The following is a 16,403-nucleotide window of genomic DNA, read 5'->3' as shown; positions in this document are numbered from 1 at the left end:
TTGATATATTATTTAATCTCTACAGACAATTCCCTTCTATAGGCGGCGTCAAAATCACGCTCATTGGAAAGTTGCTTTATAGTATTAAAAGCATTGTTGCTAAATTTCGATAACATAGGTCTGTTTTTGACAAACAATTCTAGCGCTTTAACAAATAACATTGCAAGACCCTCTGCGTTACTGAGATTTTTAATGAGAATTCCATTTTCTTTTTCTATGGAAATGTAATTTGAAAGCTCGCCAACATCGGTTGATATCGGTACAACGCCCATATTCATACCTTCGAAAACAACGAGCCCCCAGCTTTCTCTATGTGAGGTGAGCAATAAGAGATGTGCATCTTTGTAATAGTTATTCAAAATGGTTTTGTCGTGAACCTCTCCAATAAGGATGGTGTTCGGCGGAACCGCTGTTTCTTCTGGTTTAAAGTCTCCTATTATTTTAAATTCAAATGGGAGATTTAGCTCATAACAGATTTCAGCAATCCTAATAAGTACCTCAGGTCTTTTCTCCGGGCTGTTCCGGGCGACGAAAAGGATTTGCAATATGCCATCATAATCCTTCTCAGGGAAGTGATTGTCATACGCAATCTTATTTTGAATGACTGTTAATCTGCTGAGATATTCATCTGGAATGTGATTGATCTCATATAATTTTTTAAATTGTTGAACTAACCCTTTCCCAACAAGAATCCTTTTATCTAACCTGGGAATGTGCGGAATGCTATACCATTCTATTCCCTTGTCATCATCCATAAAATTATGAATGATGTCAATTACCTGAACATGAGGTCCAAGGAGCGGAATTAAATCATACATGAACTTACTGCACCAGCCGGACACTATGGGGTGCTCTTGTGAATTTATGGCTTTTGCCAGTTTTTTAAAAAGATGCCGTTTAAATGGTTTTTTTTCGGACCAGCGACCCAAATTGATCGTGTCTGCAGCGGCTTCAAACTCTTTTTGGAATCCATTTGATATCGACCTGTCTGTAATGAAGCAAAGTGGTTTTGGATTCGTAAAGATACTCATAATATCTACATGAACTCTTTCTGCGCCTCCAAACGACCATGATGGAAAGAAAAAATAAAGGTCTCTTTTTTTGGAGAGTTCCTTATGAATGGTGGGATACTTCAGCAGGTCCCTGATGTTTTCCGCAATTTTTTTAATCTTTTTAAGCATAGTATTTTTTAAATTGTCGAGACAGGGCTCAACAACTAATCATTCATTATAAAAGTTTTGATTTTGGCGGTTATGGGATCTGCTTTAAACATAGACGGAAGCAGGTAGCTGAGTATGACCCTTTGCTTTGTTCTTTTTTCTTTCGAAGAAGCAAACGCAAATCTAAATGGTGTGACCACAGTTAGTCTTATTTTGTCCGCAATATTAAGTTTATTGTTTCTGCCGAATTTTATGGAAAGGTAATATCGCTCCAGCAAACTATGTGCATTGGCGAAATTTTTATAAAGACCATCCTTGTAAGCTAAGGTAAGTCTTGCTTTCGGAATAAAATGTTTTAACCTGAGCCGCGAATCATAATATAATTGATAACCCTTCAATACCAGGCGCAAGCAGTACTCAGTATCCTCTGTTGATAGAATTTTTTGATCTTTACTGGTCAATAATATGGAGGGAAGTTCCTGATAGGCCTCAAGATATAGTGAGGTTCTGGAAGTCAGTCCTGCTCCCCAAAGATGGCCTCTGGAACTGATATCGCCGGTTTTCGCAGCCTGCCTGCCTACTGCATAACCTTCTTTAAAAGTTTCAAACCAGTCAGGTAAAGGAGCGTTGTCTTCTGTAACTGCGATAGTTTGCCCGCCGACCGCACCAATGTCGGGGTCTTTTTCAAGGATACCGAAAGCAATATTTAGATAATCCGGGTTTAGCCAGTTGTCATCGTCGCAAATGACAAAATATTCATATTTAGCTAGATTTATCCCTTTTTGAAAAGCAAACAACTTTCCCGGCGTGCTTTCAGCAACTGTTTTAAAGTCAACGCCCTCCACCTTATGTTTTTCCCATTCTGCGAGTGCTACAGCTGTGCTATTGTCTGAAGACGCATTGTCAATGAAGATAACCTCCCATTTAATGTTATGGCTCACCACCTGAGCTGCAAGGTGTGCAATGGTTTCAGGAAGCCTTTGTGCACCATTATAAGTACATAGTATTATTGTTACACCTCTTTCTAATTCGTTATTCCTCATTGAAGGTTTGCATATCGATAAGACGTTTATATAGCCCGTTGTGTTTGATCAGCTGTGAATGACTTCCGGTTTCTTTGATCTCACCCTGATCAATCACCACGATTTGATCGGCATGCTGAATGGTACTCAGTCTGTGGGCGATGATGATCGAAGTCCGGTTTTTCATCAGGCTGTAAAGCGCTTCCTGTACCAGCTTTTCAGATTCAGTATCCAGTGCAGACGTTGCTTCATCCAGCAGCATGATCGGCGGATTGGCTAGCACGGCCCTGGCAATGCAGATCCGCTGTTTTTGTCCGCCCGACAGCCGGTTTCCCCGATCGCCTATATTGGTTTCGTATCCATCTTCCGTACTGAGGATAAAATCGTGGGCGTTCGCTATTTTAGCGGCCTCAATGACTTCTTCCCTGGTAGCGCCTGCTTTAGCAAACGATATGTTGTTGAATATGGTATCGTTAAAAAGAATTGATTCCTGGTTAACAATCCCCATCTGTGCCCTTATGCTATCCGTTTTAAGGTCTTTAAAATTGATGTCATCAATAAAGAGGTTTCCTGATTTGGGGTCATAAAACCTGGGGATCAGATCCATCATTGTGCTTTTTCCTCCACCTGAAGGACCCACCAGTGCAACCGTCTGCCCTTTCCTTATTGTCAGGTTCACATTCTTTAATACTTCTTTTTCACCGTAATTAAAGTAAACATTTTCAAAGCGGAGAGAATCGTTAAATTCCAGGATTTCGACAGCATCTTTGCTGTCGGCCAGATCCGGTTTTGTATCGATCAGCTCAAGAACACGTACACCGGCAGCAATGCCGGAATGGATTCCGCTAAAGGAATCAGTAAGCGCTTTTATGGGTTGCATAACTTGTGAAAACGCTGCGATATAAACTACAAAGGCTGCTGGACTCAGGGCTGATTTATCTCCCCCGGTAAGAATCATTTTGCCCGCGTAAAGCACGATGAATACCATCACCAATACGCCCAATGTCTGAGAAACAGGTGATGCCAGTTGCTGCCTGCGTGCCATTTTCCTGTTTATGTTAGAATAAAAGACGTTTTCACTGTGGAATTTGTCTTTTATTCGCTCTGTGGAATTGAAAGCCTTGATGATCCTTATTCCTCCCAGTGCTTCATCCAGAAAGCCAATCATTTTGGCAAAGCTCTCATGTGCTTCCCTGGCCTGGTGCTTGAGACGTTTCACTATTTTACTAATGATGTATCCGGAGATCGGGATGACCAAAAGTGAAAATAAGGTCAGTTTTACTGATATTCCAAGCAGGACAACAATATAAAATATAAGCTGAAGGGGTTCTTTAAAAACTACCTGTAGGGTATTAGTAACTGTGAATTGAACTACCTGTACATCAGATGCAACTTTGGAAATGATGTCTCCCTTACGCTCATTACTGAAATAACCCAGATGAAGGTTCATTACATTATTGAATACACTTTTGCGAAAATTCAACAGGGTGTGTACACGGAGGTCCTCCATATAGCGTTGTGCAATGTACTTGAAGAGGTTGGATAACAATACTGAGCAAAGAATAATTCCGCAAATGACTTGAAGCGTGTACCAGTCACCATATTTAGCGATAGTGGTATGCACATATTTATCATAGGTCGCCATCAGATCCCAGGAAGATGTGCCTTCATTTGTTTGAGAAGGATCTTTTACGGGCTGGTCCTTTTGCAGGAAAATGGTATTGAGCAATGGAGAAAGCAATGTAAAGTTAAAGGTATTGAAAAAGGTAGCGAGGATGGTGGCTATCACATATGGAATAGCATATTTCTCTATTGGTTTCGCAAAAGAAAGTAATCTGAAGTATGTTTTCATCAAAAAAATTAAACCGCTAAGTTACGCATAGTTAATTTATTGACCTATTTTGCTTTAAAATAGAATTGTCGTAACAAAATGATACGGTATCAAAATTAAAAAGTAGATTTGAGTAGGGAGCCTGACAGACAGTACTGGCAATATATAAATGCTAAACGAACCGAACCGACGCTGTTTGATCAGCATCATTATAGCAACAAGCAATGCTGAAAAAGATATCGCAGCATGTTTGAAGTCAATTGAGCCGCACACTTCCTTAACACTCGAAATAATCGTAATAGACGGTGGGAGTCAGGACGAGACTCTGTCTGTGTTGTCTGGTTTTTCGGCCTTTAAGATCAAATGGATCAGCGAGCCCGATCAGGGAATTTATGATGCTTTCAATAAGGGTGTGGCCATGGCAACCGGGAAATGGCTCTATTTTTTAGGATCAGATGATAGACTATTGCCTGGGTTTTCTGAGTTGGGATCCAGGTTGGTTGATGAGGATACGATTTACTACGGTAACAGCAAACCTTTTTACAGGGACATACCTCCGGATCCTTATGGTTTATTGCAGGGAGAATTCAGCCCTTACAGGCTGGCAAAATATTGTATGAATCATCAGTCGATCTTTTATCCTGCGAAAACATTTGAAAACTACAGATACAGGCTGAAATATAAGATCCTTGCAGATTATGCGCTTAATATCAAGCTATGGGGAGACGCAGGCTACAAAAGAGAGTTTCACCCAATTGAGATTGTGAGTTACAACATGGGTGGGTTTTCATCTGTGCATGAGGACATAGCCTTCGCCCGGGATAAATCCAGGCTGATCCGACAGGGAATGGGACTGAAATTATTTATACGCTATTTGTTTAGAAGACTTAAGGACAGGTTGAGAAACAGGGACTGACCGTCTAAGTTTCCTGATAGCCATCTGTTGCATAAGTGCGCTTTTCTGCAAGTGTTTTCCGGTAAATTATGTCATTAGGAATGGTATTGGCTCTTGAGTTTATTTTATGGTAAATGTGAAAGGCCAAAGCAGCCATCTTTAACCGTTTTCTTTTAATACCCAGGTGCAGCAAGCGGGCAGCAAATTCATAATCTTCACCTCCCCATCCTTCAAATCCGTTAAAATAACCATTTACCGAGATATAATCTTTTTTCCAGAAAGCAAGATTGCAGCCCTTTACATGAAAAGGATTGGATGGGTCTAAAATAAAAACAGGAGTCAGAATTGGTGCCCTCAAAGCATTGAACCGGCTGTACAGACCGGAAGAAAAGACAGAAAAACTGATTTCTTTTGTATTCAGGATCTCCTTGCTTTTTTCTTCTGTGATCATTGCCCGGCTTCCCTGTACAAAATATCCTGGCTGTGCTGCTTTTATATGGTCTTCAACAAATTTAGGATGAATAATAATATCACCATCGATCTCTATAATGTAATCCGAGGTGATCTCTTTGACCGCTTTATTTAGGATCAGGCTTTTTCTAAAACCCTTGTCTTCATGCCAGATGTGTTTGACGGGAAGGTTGTGGTCGGACCTGAATTTTTCAATAAGTTGTTTTGTGGCGTCTTTTGAGCCATCATCTGCAATAATGATCTCGTCAGGCATTTTTGTTTGTTCGGAAATGCCAAGCAATACCAGTTCCAGAGCCTGAGGCCAGTTGTATGTCGAAATTAATAAAGCAACAGTCAGATTTTTTTTATGCATTATTGCGGCTATTGTCGATAATCGGCAAATTTACATCATTTAATTTTTGTTAGGGAATATATATTCTGCTTCTTTGCAGGTAAAAAAGCAGAATGAAAATGGCCGGACAACTCACAACTGAAGTCAGGAAAGGGGATTTTCTGTCACTGGCCAGGGCATTGACTTTGGTAGAAAATGAACTGGAGGGGAGCAAGGAAATCCTGATCAGTTTACCGGCAAACTCAATTACTTCCATAATCGGTGTCACCGGCCCGCCGGGAGCAGGCAAAAGTACACTTGTTAATGCCCTGATCGCAAAACTTGCTGAGAAAGGCAAGCGGATTGCGATATTGGCTGTTGATCCTACCTCGCCATTTAATTTGGGTTCGTTGCTTGGGGACCGGATCAGGATGTCTGCTCACTTTAATAATTCCAATGTATTTATCCGTTCTGTTGCCACCAGAGGGTCGGTAGGTGGCCTGTCGGCTAAGATCATTGAAATGACAGATGTATTGAAGGCCGGAGGTTTTGATCACATCATTGTGGAAACCGTAGGGGTCGGGCAATCTGAAATTGAGATTGCCGGGCTTGCAGACCTGACAATAGTTGTGCTTGTGCCTGAAGCCGGGGATGAAATACAACACATTAAATCGGGTTTAATGGAAATCGGAGACGCCTTTGCAGTAAATAAGGCTGACCGGGAGGGCGCATCGGCATTTGCCGCTAACCTTAAAAAAATGCTTCATCAGCGCGCATCAGCAGTTCCTGTATTTAAAACGGTCGCAGACAAAAATGAAGGAATAGAAGATCTGTTGAAATGGATAGAAAATTTTGCGCCTGCAAAGAACAATATGAAATCGCATCTCTATGCGGAAAAGGCTTTCAGGTTAATCCAGAATTTCAGGATGAAAGATATCCGTAAGGAAGAATTGCAGCTGCTGATTTCTCAGCAAATGGAATCAGCTGATTTCAATCTGTATAAATTTGTACAGGGTTTTGAAAAAAAATAGTTATCTCACTATCCTGTAATTTTTATATTCACCGATCCTTATCCCTGTGAGCTGGTATATCTTTTCTAAAAGACGTCTTCTGAAATTTAATTTCCTGGCAGCCACGGTAGGATCAAAGTCAAATTTCCAGTTGACCGCCTGGATGCGCTCCAGCATTACAGAAGGATGCGTGCCTTCGAAATGAATAAGGCGGTCGGCATTTCCATAATCAAAAGATGCTGTTTCCGGTATAGTTTCGGTAGTTGCATTTTCATCGTAAAACAAATTGAAGTTTTGCCTTTTTTTAAGTAATCCATATGGGGGTTTTACCCAGCCGTAGTGATTGATGTGCGCATCGATGAGTTTGACTTTTATCTTGCGGTCATCAATTCTGAATCCCTGGGCATCCTTGTAAGAACGGACATTCAGATGTCTTTTAACGATCCTGATCTCTCTTCTGTACCATCTCCTGGATTCTGCGATATAGTCGTACGATCCGTAAAAATGATTGTATTTGAACAAAAGGCCCTCAATCTCAGGTTCATAAAGTGCTTTTTCCATTTCTTTGCGGATCAGCGGCAAATCATTTTCATGAACGCATTCATCGCCCTGGATATAAAATGCCCAGTCTGCATCTTCGGAAATATTTGAAAATGCCTTGTCCGTCTCCTTGGCGAAGGCCGCGCCTCCCAACCTCAGGGTTTCGTCCCACACCGAGTCGATGATCCGGATCTTGGGAGAATTTATATTTTCTATGAGTGCCCTGGTGCCATCCTCAGAATTCCCAACGGCCACTACAAATTCGTCGCAGACAGGCAGGATGGAGTTGATGGCCTCGACGATGGAATAGTCGTTGATTACTGCGTTTCTGATAAATGTGAAGCCTGCAACTTTCATGTTTTTTAGATCGGTTAGTTAAAGCTTATGGATTATTCTCTTTGAGGACAGGCCTGGTCAATTGCATTTTTTTCCAATGTTCACCTTTTTGGTAAAGCAGTTTGCTTAAGGGATATTTAAATCTTAAGTGCCCGTTATAATCAACACCTAATCTGCGGTATGCAATGTCCGGATCCGCGGCGATACACTGATTAACAGCTTTCGTATAAACGCTTGGCCCGGTCATTTTATGTACATCATGGGGATAGGTGTTGTTACTGATGTTTTCCAGCACAAGCTGAAGAGTCTTTTTTAAAAAAGGATGGCCGGGTTCAAATATAAGGGCCCATTGGACAAGCAGGCCTGGATTTTTTTCGGAAGAGATGATTGCAGAATCTCCGGGAAGGATAAAGTCATCGAGTTTTCCGTTTACCGTGCTGTCAATATCAATATAGACCCCCCCCCTTTTCAGCAGTACCGCATATCTGAAAAAGTCAGCCTTGGCTGCCCCAATGTTCAGTTTTTGATAGAGATTTAAGGTTTTCTGGTCAAATTCACGTGAAATAAAACGTTCAATACGCTGGTCATCGTAAAATTCATACTGATAATTTAAATTTTTTTTTCGCAATCTGGAGATCTGCCATCTGGTTAAAAAGGGTAATTTTGAAGACTTGAAAGTCTGATGTATGATCTTTGGTATAGGCATATCCTGATGTGTAGAATTGGTAAAAGTATTGTTTTTTAAGCTGTATAGCAATAATTGACAAGAATGTCTTAAAAAAAGGACTTCTGAAAAAAAGACCCGATGTTAGCCCCGCAGTTTGCAGCTGATTTTGTGTAAAATTGTTTAATTATTGATGATTTATAACTTTGGAACGGAGTTTGCAGAAGTGTTTTGAGAAATTAAAAATTTGTTTAATTTTGCTACACAAAAAAATTATACAATTTAAAATTTGTTTAACCTTAAAAAAGAAAATTATGAATTATTCTACTTTAAAAAAGGGTCTGGCAGTTTCTTTTGTTGCTTTGATGGGAGCTACTTCCATCGCTAGCGCACAGGATTCTACTATGACTTCTTCTTCTGCCAAGGTATTTGGTGGTAGCGGGCAGTACAGGACATGGTCTCTAGGTGTAAATGGTGGTGTTTTATCTCCATTTGTCATCGTAGGCGGATCTAATGACTTCACAAACTGGAAACCAGAATTGGGTTACGGTATCTCTTTGAGAAAACAATTAAGCCATGCATTTGGATTAGAAGGTAACTTATTCCGTGGAAAAGTTTCTGGAGATAACGAAGATGCTAACGCTTCAGGAACAGTAAACGGAATCAAGAATTTCGAAACTGAAATTGGTTATGCTGTTGATCTAAGAGGTGTTGTGAACATCGGTTCTGTTGATTTCTTACACCGTGAGAACGCAATGAACTTTTTCGTAACTGCTGGTTATGGTGCGGTTGTTTACAATCCTAAATTGAACGGAGTTGACAAAAAAGGAACTTGGGGTGATGACGGCGACAAAGATTATATCAAAGAGCAATACATTCCTGTAGGTGCTGGTGTTAAATTTAAAGTTTCTGATCGTGTATCATTTAACCTGGGTTATACCATGCACTTCATTGATGCTGATAACTTTGATGGTCTTTACGCTAAAGGAACTTCTAAAGATAAATTCTCTTACGGCTATGCTGGTTTAGAATTCTCTTTAGGTTCTAGTTCTAAACCAAACATGGATTGGGCTAACCCACTTGCTTTGATGTATGATGAATTGAAAGATCCTTCATTACGTCAGGAAGTTGAGGCTTTGAAAAACCGTGTTGCTAACGTTGAGAAATCAATCGAAGATTTGAAAAAAGATTCTGATGGTGACGGTGTTTCTGACCAGTTTGACAAATGCCCTGGAACTCCTGCAGGTACTGCTGTTGATGGTTCAGGATGTCCGCTTCCAGCACCTGTTGCTCCTACTGCTACGGCTGGTAATGTAACTGGTTTTGAAACTATTCAATTTGAATTTAACTCATCAGTTTTGAAAACTGAAGCTTATCCAACTCTAGACAAATTGTCTTCAGTATTGCGTGAAAACGGTGGTAAAGTAACTGTAAATGGTTACGCTTCTAGCGAAGGTACTGCTGCATACAACCTGAAATTGTCTAAAGACAGAGCTAATTCAGTTAAAACTTATTTAGTTAACACTGGTGTTAACGCTAGTCAGGTTACAACTAAAGGTAATGGTGAAGCTAACCCAGTTGCTTCAAACGATACTGAAGAAGGTCGTATCCAAAACCGTCGTGTTGAGACTGCTAGAAACTAAGAGTTTTTAAATCAATAAAAAAGAGGGCTTCAGATTTGAAGCCCTCTTTTTTTTATCTAAGTTTGTGGTATTATGTATCTGTTTAGAAAAAACGACCCAGACAGGCCGACTAATACCAATATTAGAATAATGCATTTTATTAATGTACTGGCAATAACCGTCTTTCTGGCAGGAATAATATGGAAACTAATTGACCTGATCCTGTTAAAATGAATGAAATTGTAAATACAACAAATGCACCTGCGCCAATTGGGCCTTATAGCCAGGCAGTGATCGCCAATGGCTTTTTGTTTATGTCGGGACAGGTAGCCATTAACCCGTCTAATGGTGAGATAATCTCCTCTTCCGTCCATGAAGAGACGCACCAGGTCATGAGAAATATAAAAGCTGTTTTGCTGGAAGCTTCGTATAGTTTTGAGGACGTAGTTAAGACAACTATTTTCTTGTCGGACATGAGTCTTTTTGCGGAGGTCAATGAGGTGTATGGCTCATACTTTGAAAGCAATTTTCCTGCACGGGAAACCGTTGCCGTCAAAGGACTGCCTAAAGGGGTAAATGTAGAAATTTCTATGACAGCTTATAAAGTATAAGTTTTGTCGGGATCTAACCTCAGGTATTTTTTTGCAGGAATATTGTCGGTGTCCATCTGGGGCTTCTTTTCAATCCCGCTGCGAAATCTCAAAGCATTTCCCCCTGAAGAGATCCTGTACTACCGCATATTTGCCTCCGTGGCATTCATCTGGATATCGATTCTGCTTTTCAGAAAGAAAGAGCTTAAGAAAGACCTGATCTTTTTTAAAGGCATCTCAAAAAAAGAACAGCAAACTATCCTTCTCCAAATTCTGGCATCTACTGTTTTCCTGACATTGAACTGGTATACTTTTATTTACGCAGTCAACAACGTGAGTTTACAGTCGGCCGCTTTTGCCTATATGGTATGCCCTCTGCTTACTGCTTTTGGGGGGTTTATACTTCTAAAGGAAGAGCTGTCTGGGTTGAAGCTCATTTCATTGGGTATCGCACTGCTGAGTATCGTTCTTTTGGGTTCAGGATCTTTCGTTGAAGTGCTCTGGTCCGTGGTGATTGCACTGTTGTATGCGCTTTATCTCATTCTTCAGCGGAAGATGAGGCATTTGGACAAGTTGAATGTACTGGCAGTCCAGATCGGACTGGCCGTTTTAATGATGCTGCCCTTTTATTTAAGCAGACATGACGCAATACCGTCGACGATGTGGTTTTGGGGAAACATTGTAGTGATTGCTGTTGTTTTTACAATCATACCGCTATTTCTGAGTCTTTATGCCTTAATCGGAATTCCTTCTTCAACGCTTGGTATTATCATTTACATCAATCCGATTATAGCTTTTACTGTTGCCATTTTTTATTTTAATGAGCATATTGATTCCTATAAGCTGGCGGCATATGGATTGTTGCTGGTTTCAGTCCTCATGTTTAACTGGGGCGTAATAAAAGATATAGCTACATTTAAAAGAAAAAATACTTAGAGCTTTGTTTGCATCCAGCTTAGATACAGCCATAGAATTCCTTAAGGGAGTTGGTCCTAAACGGGCTGAACTTCTCCAAAAGGAACTCGGTATTTTTACCTGCGAAAATTTGCTGGGTCACTTTCCATTCCGCTACATTGACAGGACCAGGTTTTACAAGATTAATGAACTGGACCCGGATCTTCCTTATGTCCAGATATTGGGAAGGGTTACCAGCAAGGAGCTGGTCGGGGAGAAACATAAAAGACGAATAGTTGCGCGGCTGACAGATGATACCGGCAGTATTGACCTGGTTTGGTTTCAAAGTCTAAAATGGGTTGATGAAAACGTGATGAAGGGCAAGGTTTATATTGTTTTTGGTAAACCGGCTGTGTTCAACGGGACCTACAGTATTTCACATCCTGAACTCGAGAATTATCCGAGACCTGCTACGGTCACTGGCAATTTAACGCTTCAGCCGGTTTACCATTCTACGGATAAACTGAAAAAATCTTTTCTGGATAGTAAAGGGATACAAAAATTACAAGCCGCAATCCTCGGACAATTTCTCAGGGAAATAAGGGAAACTATTCCATTGTATATTCTTGAAAAGTATAAGATGCCGGTTAGGAGTGAGGCCTTGCTGAACATACATTTTCCAAAGAATCCCAGCGCATTAAAACATGCAGAACGCAGATTGAAATTTGAGGAGCTGTTCTTTATCCAACTGCAAATGCTGCACAATAAACAGCAAAGGGAGCTCCGGTTCAAAGGGCATTTGTTTGGCGTGGTAGGAGACAGGTTAAACTCTTTTTATAAAGATATACTTCCGTTTGAATTGACGGATGCGCAGAAAAGGGTGATCAAAGAAATCAGAGTGGACACGCAACGTGGAATTCAGATGAACAGATTGGTGCAGGGTGATGTAGGGAGTGGCAAGACAGTGGTTGCCTTGATGAGTATGCTTTTGGCTAATGACAATGGCTATCAGGCCTGTATGATGGCTCCTACGGAGATTCTTGCACGTCAGCACTATGAGTCATTGACGGCTCTGCTGAAAGGCCGCCTGGTCAATGTGGCAATCCTTACAGGCAGCACAACAAAGAAGCAGCGCACGCAGCTGCATGAAAAGCTGGAATCGGGAGAGATTGACATTTTGGTGGGTACTCATGCTTTGATCGAAGATAGGGTCGTATTTAAAAATCTTGGCTTGGTCGTTATTGATGAACAGCATCGTTTCGGCGTGGAGCAGCGGGCCAGATTATGGAGAAAAAATATAATCCCGCCGCACATTCTCGTCATGACTGCCACCCCTATACCACGTACGCTGGCGATGACCCTATATGGCGACCTGGACGTGTCCCTGATTGATGAATTGCCGGCAGGCAGGAAACCAATTGAAACAAAACATCTTTATGAGGGCCAACGGTTAAGGATGTTTGGCTTTATGAAGGAAGAGATCGCAAAAGGCAGGCAGATCTATGTTGTTTATCCGTTGATCAAAGAAAGCGAAAAGCTGGACTTGCTGCATTTGGAGGCTGGAATAGAACAAATGAGTTATCAGTTTCCCAGACCGCAATATCAGATCAGTATTGTACATGGAAAAATGAGCAATACCGATAAGCAATTTGAAATGCAGCAATTTATTGACGGTAAAAGCCAGATCATGGTGGCTACCACAGTAATAGAAGTTGGTGTAAATGTTCCAAACGCTTCGGTAATGGTTATAGAAAATGCGGAGCGGTTTGGCTTGTCTCAACTGCATCAGCTTCGCGGACGGGTAGGCAGGGGAGCCGAACAATCGTTCTGTATATTAATGTCAGGAAATAAACTAAGTAAAGAAGGGAAATTAAGATTGGAAACAATGGTAAGGACCAATAACGGTTTTGAGATTTCCGAAATTGACCTTCAATTGCGTGGTCCCGGAGACATTTCAGGGACACAACAGAGTGGTGTACTTGAGCTGAAGCTTGCAGACCTGGCAAAGGATCAGCTGATCTTGCAGGAAGCCCGGAATACTGTAATTGAGATATTGGGGGAAGATCCCAGGCTGGAGCTTCCTAAAAACAGCCTGCTAAAAACCTACCTCTCAAAAAAGAGCAGAGGGATAGCCTTCGATAAAATTTCTTAGTCTTCGTCGCTTCCGGGCAGTGATCCTGAACCCGAATAAGCACCTTTGCGAATAATCGGTGTTTTAAGATATTTATACAGCTCGTCCAAATGCAGCAGGCTGCCATTTGTCAGATTCCCCAGAAATATAATTACTATGTTTTTCTGCACATCACGCACGTAAATATGTCTGAACCCATGCCACCATCCGGTATGGTATACTACCTTGCGACCGTTATCCCCATCAAATATGCGCCAGCCATAACCGTAATTAAAATGACCGTTTATCGCTTTATTGTGACCTGTGTAGGCGGAGTCCAGGCTCTGTTTTTTTAATAACCTGCCATTTTTTAGTGACTTGTCAAATAAGACAAGATCGTGAAGGGTGCTGTAAATACCTTTATCCCCGACCGGGCCATCCAGGAAATTCTGTACTACCGAATACCTCCAGGTGCGGTCATGGCCTACGACATCAACCGGGATCTTCGGGTAGGTTGTCGTGGAATATACATGTGTATGCTTCATTCCGGCAGGCTTAAAAATATTCTCCATCATATAATCTGCATAGGATTTGCCGGTTACTTTTTCAATGATGGCGGCCAGCACCATATAGTTGGAATTATTGTAATGGAAACGGGTATCAGGCCGGGCATAAGGGTTCGGTTTTTTGTCTGCTATTACCTGCATGACATCCTGGTTGGACACTCCTTTTTTCATATCGCGCCTTTCTTTGCGCCAGATGTCATCAATAAAATATACATAATTCATCATGCCGCTGCGGTGTGTCAGAAGTAGCTTAACATTGATCCCGTCATAAGGAAAATTTGGGTAAAACTTTTTAACATCATCTGTCAGGGAGAGCTTGCCTTGTTCTATGAGCTGTAGTATTGCCGTACCTGTAAATGTTTTGGTGACGGAGGCCAGTTCAAATTCAGAGTTGATCCTGAGACTGTCCCTGTGCAGATAGTCTGCCCAGCCAATTGCTTTTTCATAGAGGATCTTTCCGTCCCTGGCAACGAGCATGTTTCCGTTGAAGCCAGATTTTTTGTGCAGATTGTACACGAAATCAGCAATCCATTTGTCGCCTTTGGCCGGATCATATCTTAAAAGCAGGCTATCAGCCTTATCGTCATCCGCTGTTCGTTCCTTGGACGGAGTTTTTAAAGTGTCTCCTTTTTTGGAATTTGAACAAGCTATAAATAAAAAAGTGGCCAATGCAGCCACGGCTAAGATTTTGCGATAAGTCATGAATTATACAAACAGTTTGAAGCCCGAAAATTAAGGATTATAACGCTTTTAACGCAAAAGAGTTTTAAACATTGCTTGTTTTGTCACGGCAAAAACTGATTTATGTAACGAATCCAAATATCTGATATAAATCCAGTGCTTTAAACCCAAAAAAGCTAAATTTGTCAATAAAGATAAAGTTCAGCCCGGAATATTCAGATAAAGCCGGGTAGGTTATATAAATAAATTATTGCAAAAATTACAACAAACGAATACTATGGGTTTTAGAATAGAACACGATACTATGGGCGAGGTGCAAGTACCGGCGGATAAATATTGGGGTGCTCAGACTGAACGTTCAAGGAATAACTTTAAAATTGGTCCGGAAGCTTCCATGCCAAAAGAGATCATCCACGCTTTCGGCTATTTAAAAAAAGCTGCTGCGCTTGCGAATAACGAGCTTGGAGTTTTGTCAAAAGAAAAAGCGGATTTGATAGCAAGGGCTTGTGATGAAGTAATTGACGGAGGTCTCGACGACCAGTTTCCGTTAGTGATCTGGCAGACAGGTTCAGGGACCCAAAGTAATATGAATGGTAATGAGGTAATTGCCAATCGTGCCCATGTATTAAATGGCGGTCAGCTCAGCGATGACAAAAAGATATTGCACCCGAATGATGATGTTAACAAATCACAATCGTCAAATGACACCTATCCTACGGCGATGCACATTGCAGCATATAAACAGGCAGTCGAGGTCACTATTCCCGGTCTGGAAAAATTACGTATTACCTTACATAAAAAGGCAGTTGAATTTAACGGCATTGTAAAGACCGGCCGTACGCATTTTATGGATGCTACTCCATTAACATTGGGTCAGGAGTTTTCAGGATATGTACAACAGATCGATAATGGTATCCGGGCAATTAAAAATGCACTGGTGATGGTGAGTGAACTCGCTTTGGGTGGAACTGCTGTTGGAACAGGGTTAAATACTCCTAAGGGATATGACATTTTGGTTGCGCAAAAGATAGCAGAGCTGACCGGGCTTCCTTTTGTAACTGCTCCAAATAAATTTGAGGCTTTAGCTGCACATGATGCCATGGTGGAGTTAAGCGCCGCGTATAAACGTGTCGCCGTTTCACTGATGAAAATTGCGAACGACATCAGGATTCTGAGTTCGGGTCCCCGTTGCGGAATAGGAGAGCTCATTATTCCGGATAATGAGCCGGGATCATCAATTATGCCGGGTAAAGTAAATCCTACCCAGCCTGAAGCGATGACTATGGTTTGTGCACAGGTAATGGGTAATGATGTTACGGTCGGCATAGGTGCTAGTAACGGACACTTTGAATTGAACGTTTTCAAGCCGGTTATTGCAGCTAATGTATTGCAGTCGGGAAGATTGATCGGAGACGCTTGTGTATCATTTAATGATAAATGCGCTGAAGGTATTTTACCAAATTTGCCTGAGATTAAAAAGCACCTGCAAAATTCGCTGATGCTTGTTACGGCACTGAACCCGCATGTAGGTTATGAGAATGCAGCCAAAATTGCTAAAAAAGCCCATAAGGAAAGTAAGACTTTGAAGGAAGCTGCTGTCGAACTTGGCCTGCTGACACCGGATCAGTTTGATGAGTGGGTCCGTCCGGAAGATATGGTGGGAAGTTTGAAATAGGCAAAGCCGGCTATGCGTATTCTATG

General features: G+C 41.4%; 15 protein-coding genes. 8 read left to right on the top strand and 7 right to left on the bottom strand.

Annotation, left to right across the window (positions count from 1 at the left end; translation table 11 throughout):
- Positions 1-8: 8 nt before the first annotated feature.
- Genes QEP08_RS16460 through QEP08_RS16450 form a run of 3 tightly spaced genes read right to left on the bottom strand, consistent with a single transcriptional unit; the run spans position 9 to position 4,034 of the window.
- Positions 9-1,181: a glycosyltransferase family 4 protein gene (locus QEP08_RS16460; protein ID WP_285059675.1), complete on the bottom strand. Its 1,173-nt coding sequence runs from the start codon at positions 1,179-1,181 to the stop codon at positions 9-11.
- Positions 1,182-1,216: 35 nt separating this feature from the next.
- Positions 1,217-2,203, bottom strand: coding sequence for a glycosyltransferase (locus tag QEP08_RS16455; RefSeq protein ID WP_285059673.1), 987 nt, complete (start codon positions 2,201-2,203; stop codon positions 1,217-1,219).
- The gene (locus QEP08_RS16450) at positions 2,193-4,034 is read right to left on the bottom strand and encodes an ABC transporter ATP-binding protein (protein ID WP_285059672.1); all 1,842 of its coding nucleotides are present in this window, start codon (positions 4,032-4,034) and stop codon (positions 2,193-2,195) included. The genes QEP08_RS16455 and QEP08_RS16450 overlap by 11 nt, the downstream gene beginning before the upstream one ends.
- Positions 4,035-4,209: 175 nt before the next feature.
- Here QEP08_RS16450 and QEP08_RS16445 point away from each other — a divergent pair, with 175 nt between their 5' ends.
- Positions 4,210-4,929, top strand: a complete 720-nt coding sequence (locus QEP08_RS16445) for a glycosyltransferase family 2 protein (RefSeq protein WP_285059671.1) — start codon at positions 4,210-4,212, stop codon at positions 4,927-4,929.
- 4 nt (positions 4,930-4,933) lie between these two features.
- Here the strand turns inward: QEP08_RS16445 and QEP08_RS16440 are convergent, their stop codons facing one another.
- Positions 4,934-5,731 (bottom strand): glycosyltransferase family 2 protein, encoded by a 798-nt coding sequence (locus tag QEP08_RS16440; protein ID WP_285059670.1) that lies wholly within the window; start codon positions 5,729-5,731, stop codon positions 4,934-4,936.
- Between the two features lie 98 nt (positions 5,732-5,829).
- Here QEP08_RS16440 and meaB point away from each other — a divergent pair, with 98 nt between their 5' ends.
- On the top strand, positions 5,830-6,720 hold the full coding sequence (gene meaB, locus QEP08_RS16435) for a methylmalonyl Co-A mutase-associated GTPase MeaB (RefSeq protein WP_285059669.1): 891 nt from the start codon (positions 5,830-5,832) through the stop codon (positions 6,718-6,720).
- On the opposite strand, the gene QEP08_RS16430 is transcribed toward meaB, so the two are convergent.
- The gene (locus QEP08_RS16430; protein WP_285059667.1) at positions 6,721-7,596 is read right to left on the bottom strand and encodes a glycosyltransferase family protein; all 876 of its coding nucleotides are present in this window, start codon (positions 7,594-7,596) and stop codon (positions 6,721-6,723) included.
- 25 nt (positions 7,597-7,621) lie between these two features.
- The gene (locus QEP08_RS16425) at positions 7,622-8,281 is read right to left on the bottom strand and encodes a glycosyltransferase family 32 protein (protein ID WP_285059666.1); all 660 of its coding nucleotides are present in this window, start codon (positions 8,279-8,281) and stop codon (positions 7,622-7,624) included.
- A 272-nt stretch (positions 8,282-8,553) separates the two neighbouring features.
- Between QEP08_RS16425 and QEP08_RS16420 the strand changes: the two genes are divergently transcribed.
- The 5 genes from QEP08_RS16420 (at position 8,554) to recG (ending at position 13,497) form a co-directional block, all read left to right on the top strand.
- Complete coding sequence (locus QEP08_RS16420) at positions 8,554-9,882, top strand: OmpA family protein (RefSeq protein ID WP_285059877.1); 1,329 nt, start codon at positions 8,554-8,556, stop codon at positions 9,880-9,882.
- 72 nt (positions 9,883-9,954) lie between these two features.
- Positions 9,955-10,095 carry a DUF6728 family protein gene (locus tag QEP08_RS20885; RefSeq protein ID WP_349019046.1) on the top strand — a complete coding sequence of 47 codons (141 nt, stop codon included), beginning with the start codon at positions 9,955-9,957 and terminating at the stop codon, positions 10,093-10,095.
- Positions 10,092-10,472 (top strand): RidA family protein, encoded by a 381-nt coding sequence (locus tag QEP08_RS16415; protein ID WP_285059665.1) that lies wholly within the window; start codon positions 10,092-10,094, stop codon positions 10,470-10,472. Before QEP08_RS20885 ends, QEP08_RS16415 begins: the two co-directional genes overlap by 4 nt.
- Before the next feature lie 3 nt (positions 10,473-10,475).
- Positions 10,476-11,387, top strand: coding sequence for an EamA family transporter (locus tag QEP08_RS16410; protein WP_285059664.1), 912 nt, complete (start codon positions 10,476-10,478; stop codon positions 11,385-11,387).
- Between the two features lie 4 nt (positions 11,388-11,391).
- The gene (gene recG, locus QEP08_RS16405) at positions 11,392-13,497 is read left to right on the top strand and encodes an ATP-dependent DNA helicase RecG (protein ID WP_285059663.1); all 2,106 of its coding nucleotides are present in this window, start codon (positions 11,392-11,394) and stop codon (positions 13,495-13,497) included.
- Here the strand turns inward: recG and QEP08_RS16400 are convergent.
- Positions 13,494-14,723, bottom strand: a complete 1,230-nt coding sequence (locus QEP08_RS16400) for a serine hydrolase domain-containing protein (RefSeq protein ID WP_285059662.1) — start codon at positions 14,721-14,723, stop codon at positions 13,494-13,496. The genes recG and QEP08_RS16400 overlap by 4 nt on opposite strands.
- 256 nt (positions 14,724-14,979) lie before the next feature.
- Here QEP08_RS16400 and fumC point away from each other — a divergent pair, with 256 nt between their 5' ends.
- A complete protein-coding gene (fumC, locus tag QEP08_RS16395) occupies positions 14,980-16,377 on the top strand; it encodes a class II fumarate hydratase (protein ID WP_285059661.1) in 1,398 nt (465 codons plus the stop codon).
- Positions 16,378-16,403: the final 26 nt, after the last annotated feature.

This window comes from Pedobacter ginsengisoli (assembly GCF_030244015.1).
Lineage (GTDB): Bacteria > Bacteroidota > Bacteroidia > Sphingobacteriales > Sphingobacteriaceae > Pedobacter > Pedobacter ginsengisoli.
The sequence above is the reverse complement of the archived record's forward strand: the minus strand, read 5'-3'. Positions and strand labels throughout refer to the sequence as shown.

Excerpts from the sequence above, each read along its gene's own strand:
- QEP08_RS16450 (WP_285059672.1), bottom strand. The coding sequence starts at position 4,034 with ATGAAAACATACTTCAGATTACTTTCTTTTGCGAAACCAATAGAGAAA.
- fumC (WP_285059661.1), top strand. The coding sequence starts at position 14,980 with ATGGGTTTTAGAATAGAACACGATACTATGGGCGAGGTGCAAGTACCG.
- QEP08_RS16460 (WP_285059675.1), bottom strand. The coding sequence starts at position 1,181 with ATGCTTAAAAAGATTAAAAAAATTGCGGAAAACATCAGGGACCTGCTG.
- QEP08_RS16455 (WP_285059673.1), bottom strand. The coding sequence starts at position 2,203 with ATGAGGAATAACGAATTAGAAAGAGGTGTAACAATAATACTATGTACT.
- QEP08_RS16400 (WP_285059662.1), bottom strand. The coding sequence starts at position 14,723 with ATGACTTATCGCAAAATCTTAGCCGTGGCTGCATTGGCCACTTTTTTA.
- QEP08_RS16430 (WP_285059667.1), bottom strand. The coding sequence starts at position 7,596 with ATGAAAGTTGCAGGCTTCACATTTATCAGAAACGCAGTAATCAACGAC.
- QEP08_RS16420 (WP_285059877.1), top strand. The coding sequence starts at position 8,554 with ATGAATTATTCTACTTTAAAAAAGGGTCTGGCAGTTTCTTTTGTTGCT.
- meaB (WP_285059669.1), top strand. The coding sequence starts at position 5,830 with ATGGCCGGACAACTCACAACTGAAGTCAGGAAAGGGGATTTTCTGTCA.
- QEP08_RS20885 (WP_349019046.1), top strand. The coding sequence starts at position 9,955 with ATGTATCTGTTTAGAAAAAACGACCCAGACAGGCCGACTAATACCAAT.
- QEP08_RS16440 (WP_285059670.1), bottom strand. The coding sequence starts at position 5,731 with ATGCATAAAAAAAATCTGACTGTTGCTTTATTAATTTCGACATACAAC.
- QEP08_RS16415 (WP_285059665.1), top strand. The coding sequence starts at position 10,092 with ATGAATGAAATTGTAAATACAACAAATGCACCTGCGCCAATTGGGCCT.
- QEP08_RS16425 (WP_285059666.1), bottom strand. The coding sequence starts at position 8,281 with ATGCCTATACCAAAGATCATACATCAGACTTTCAAGTCTTCAAAATTA.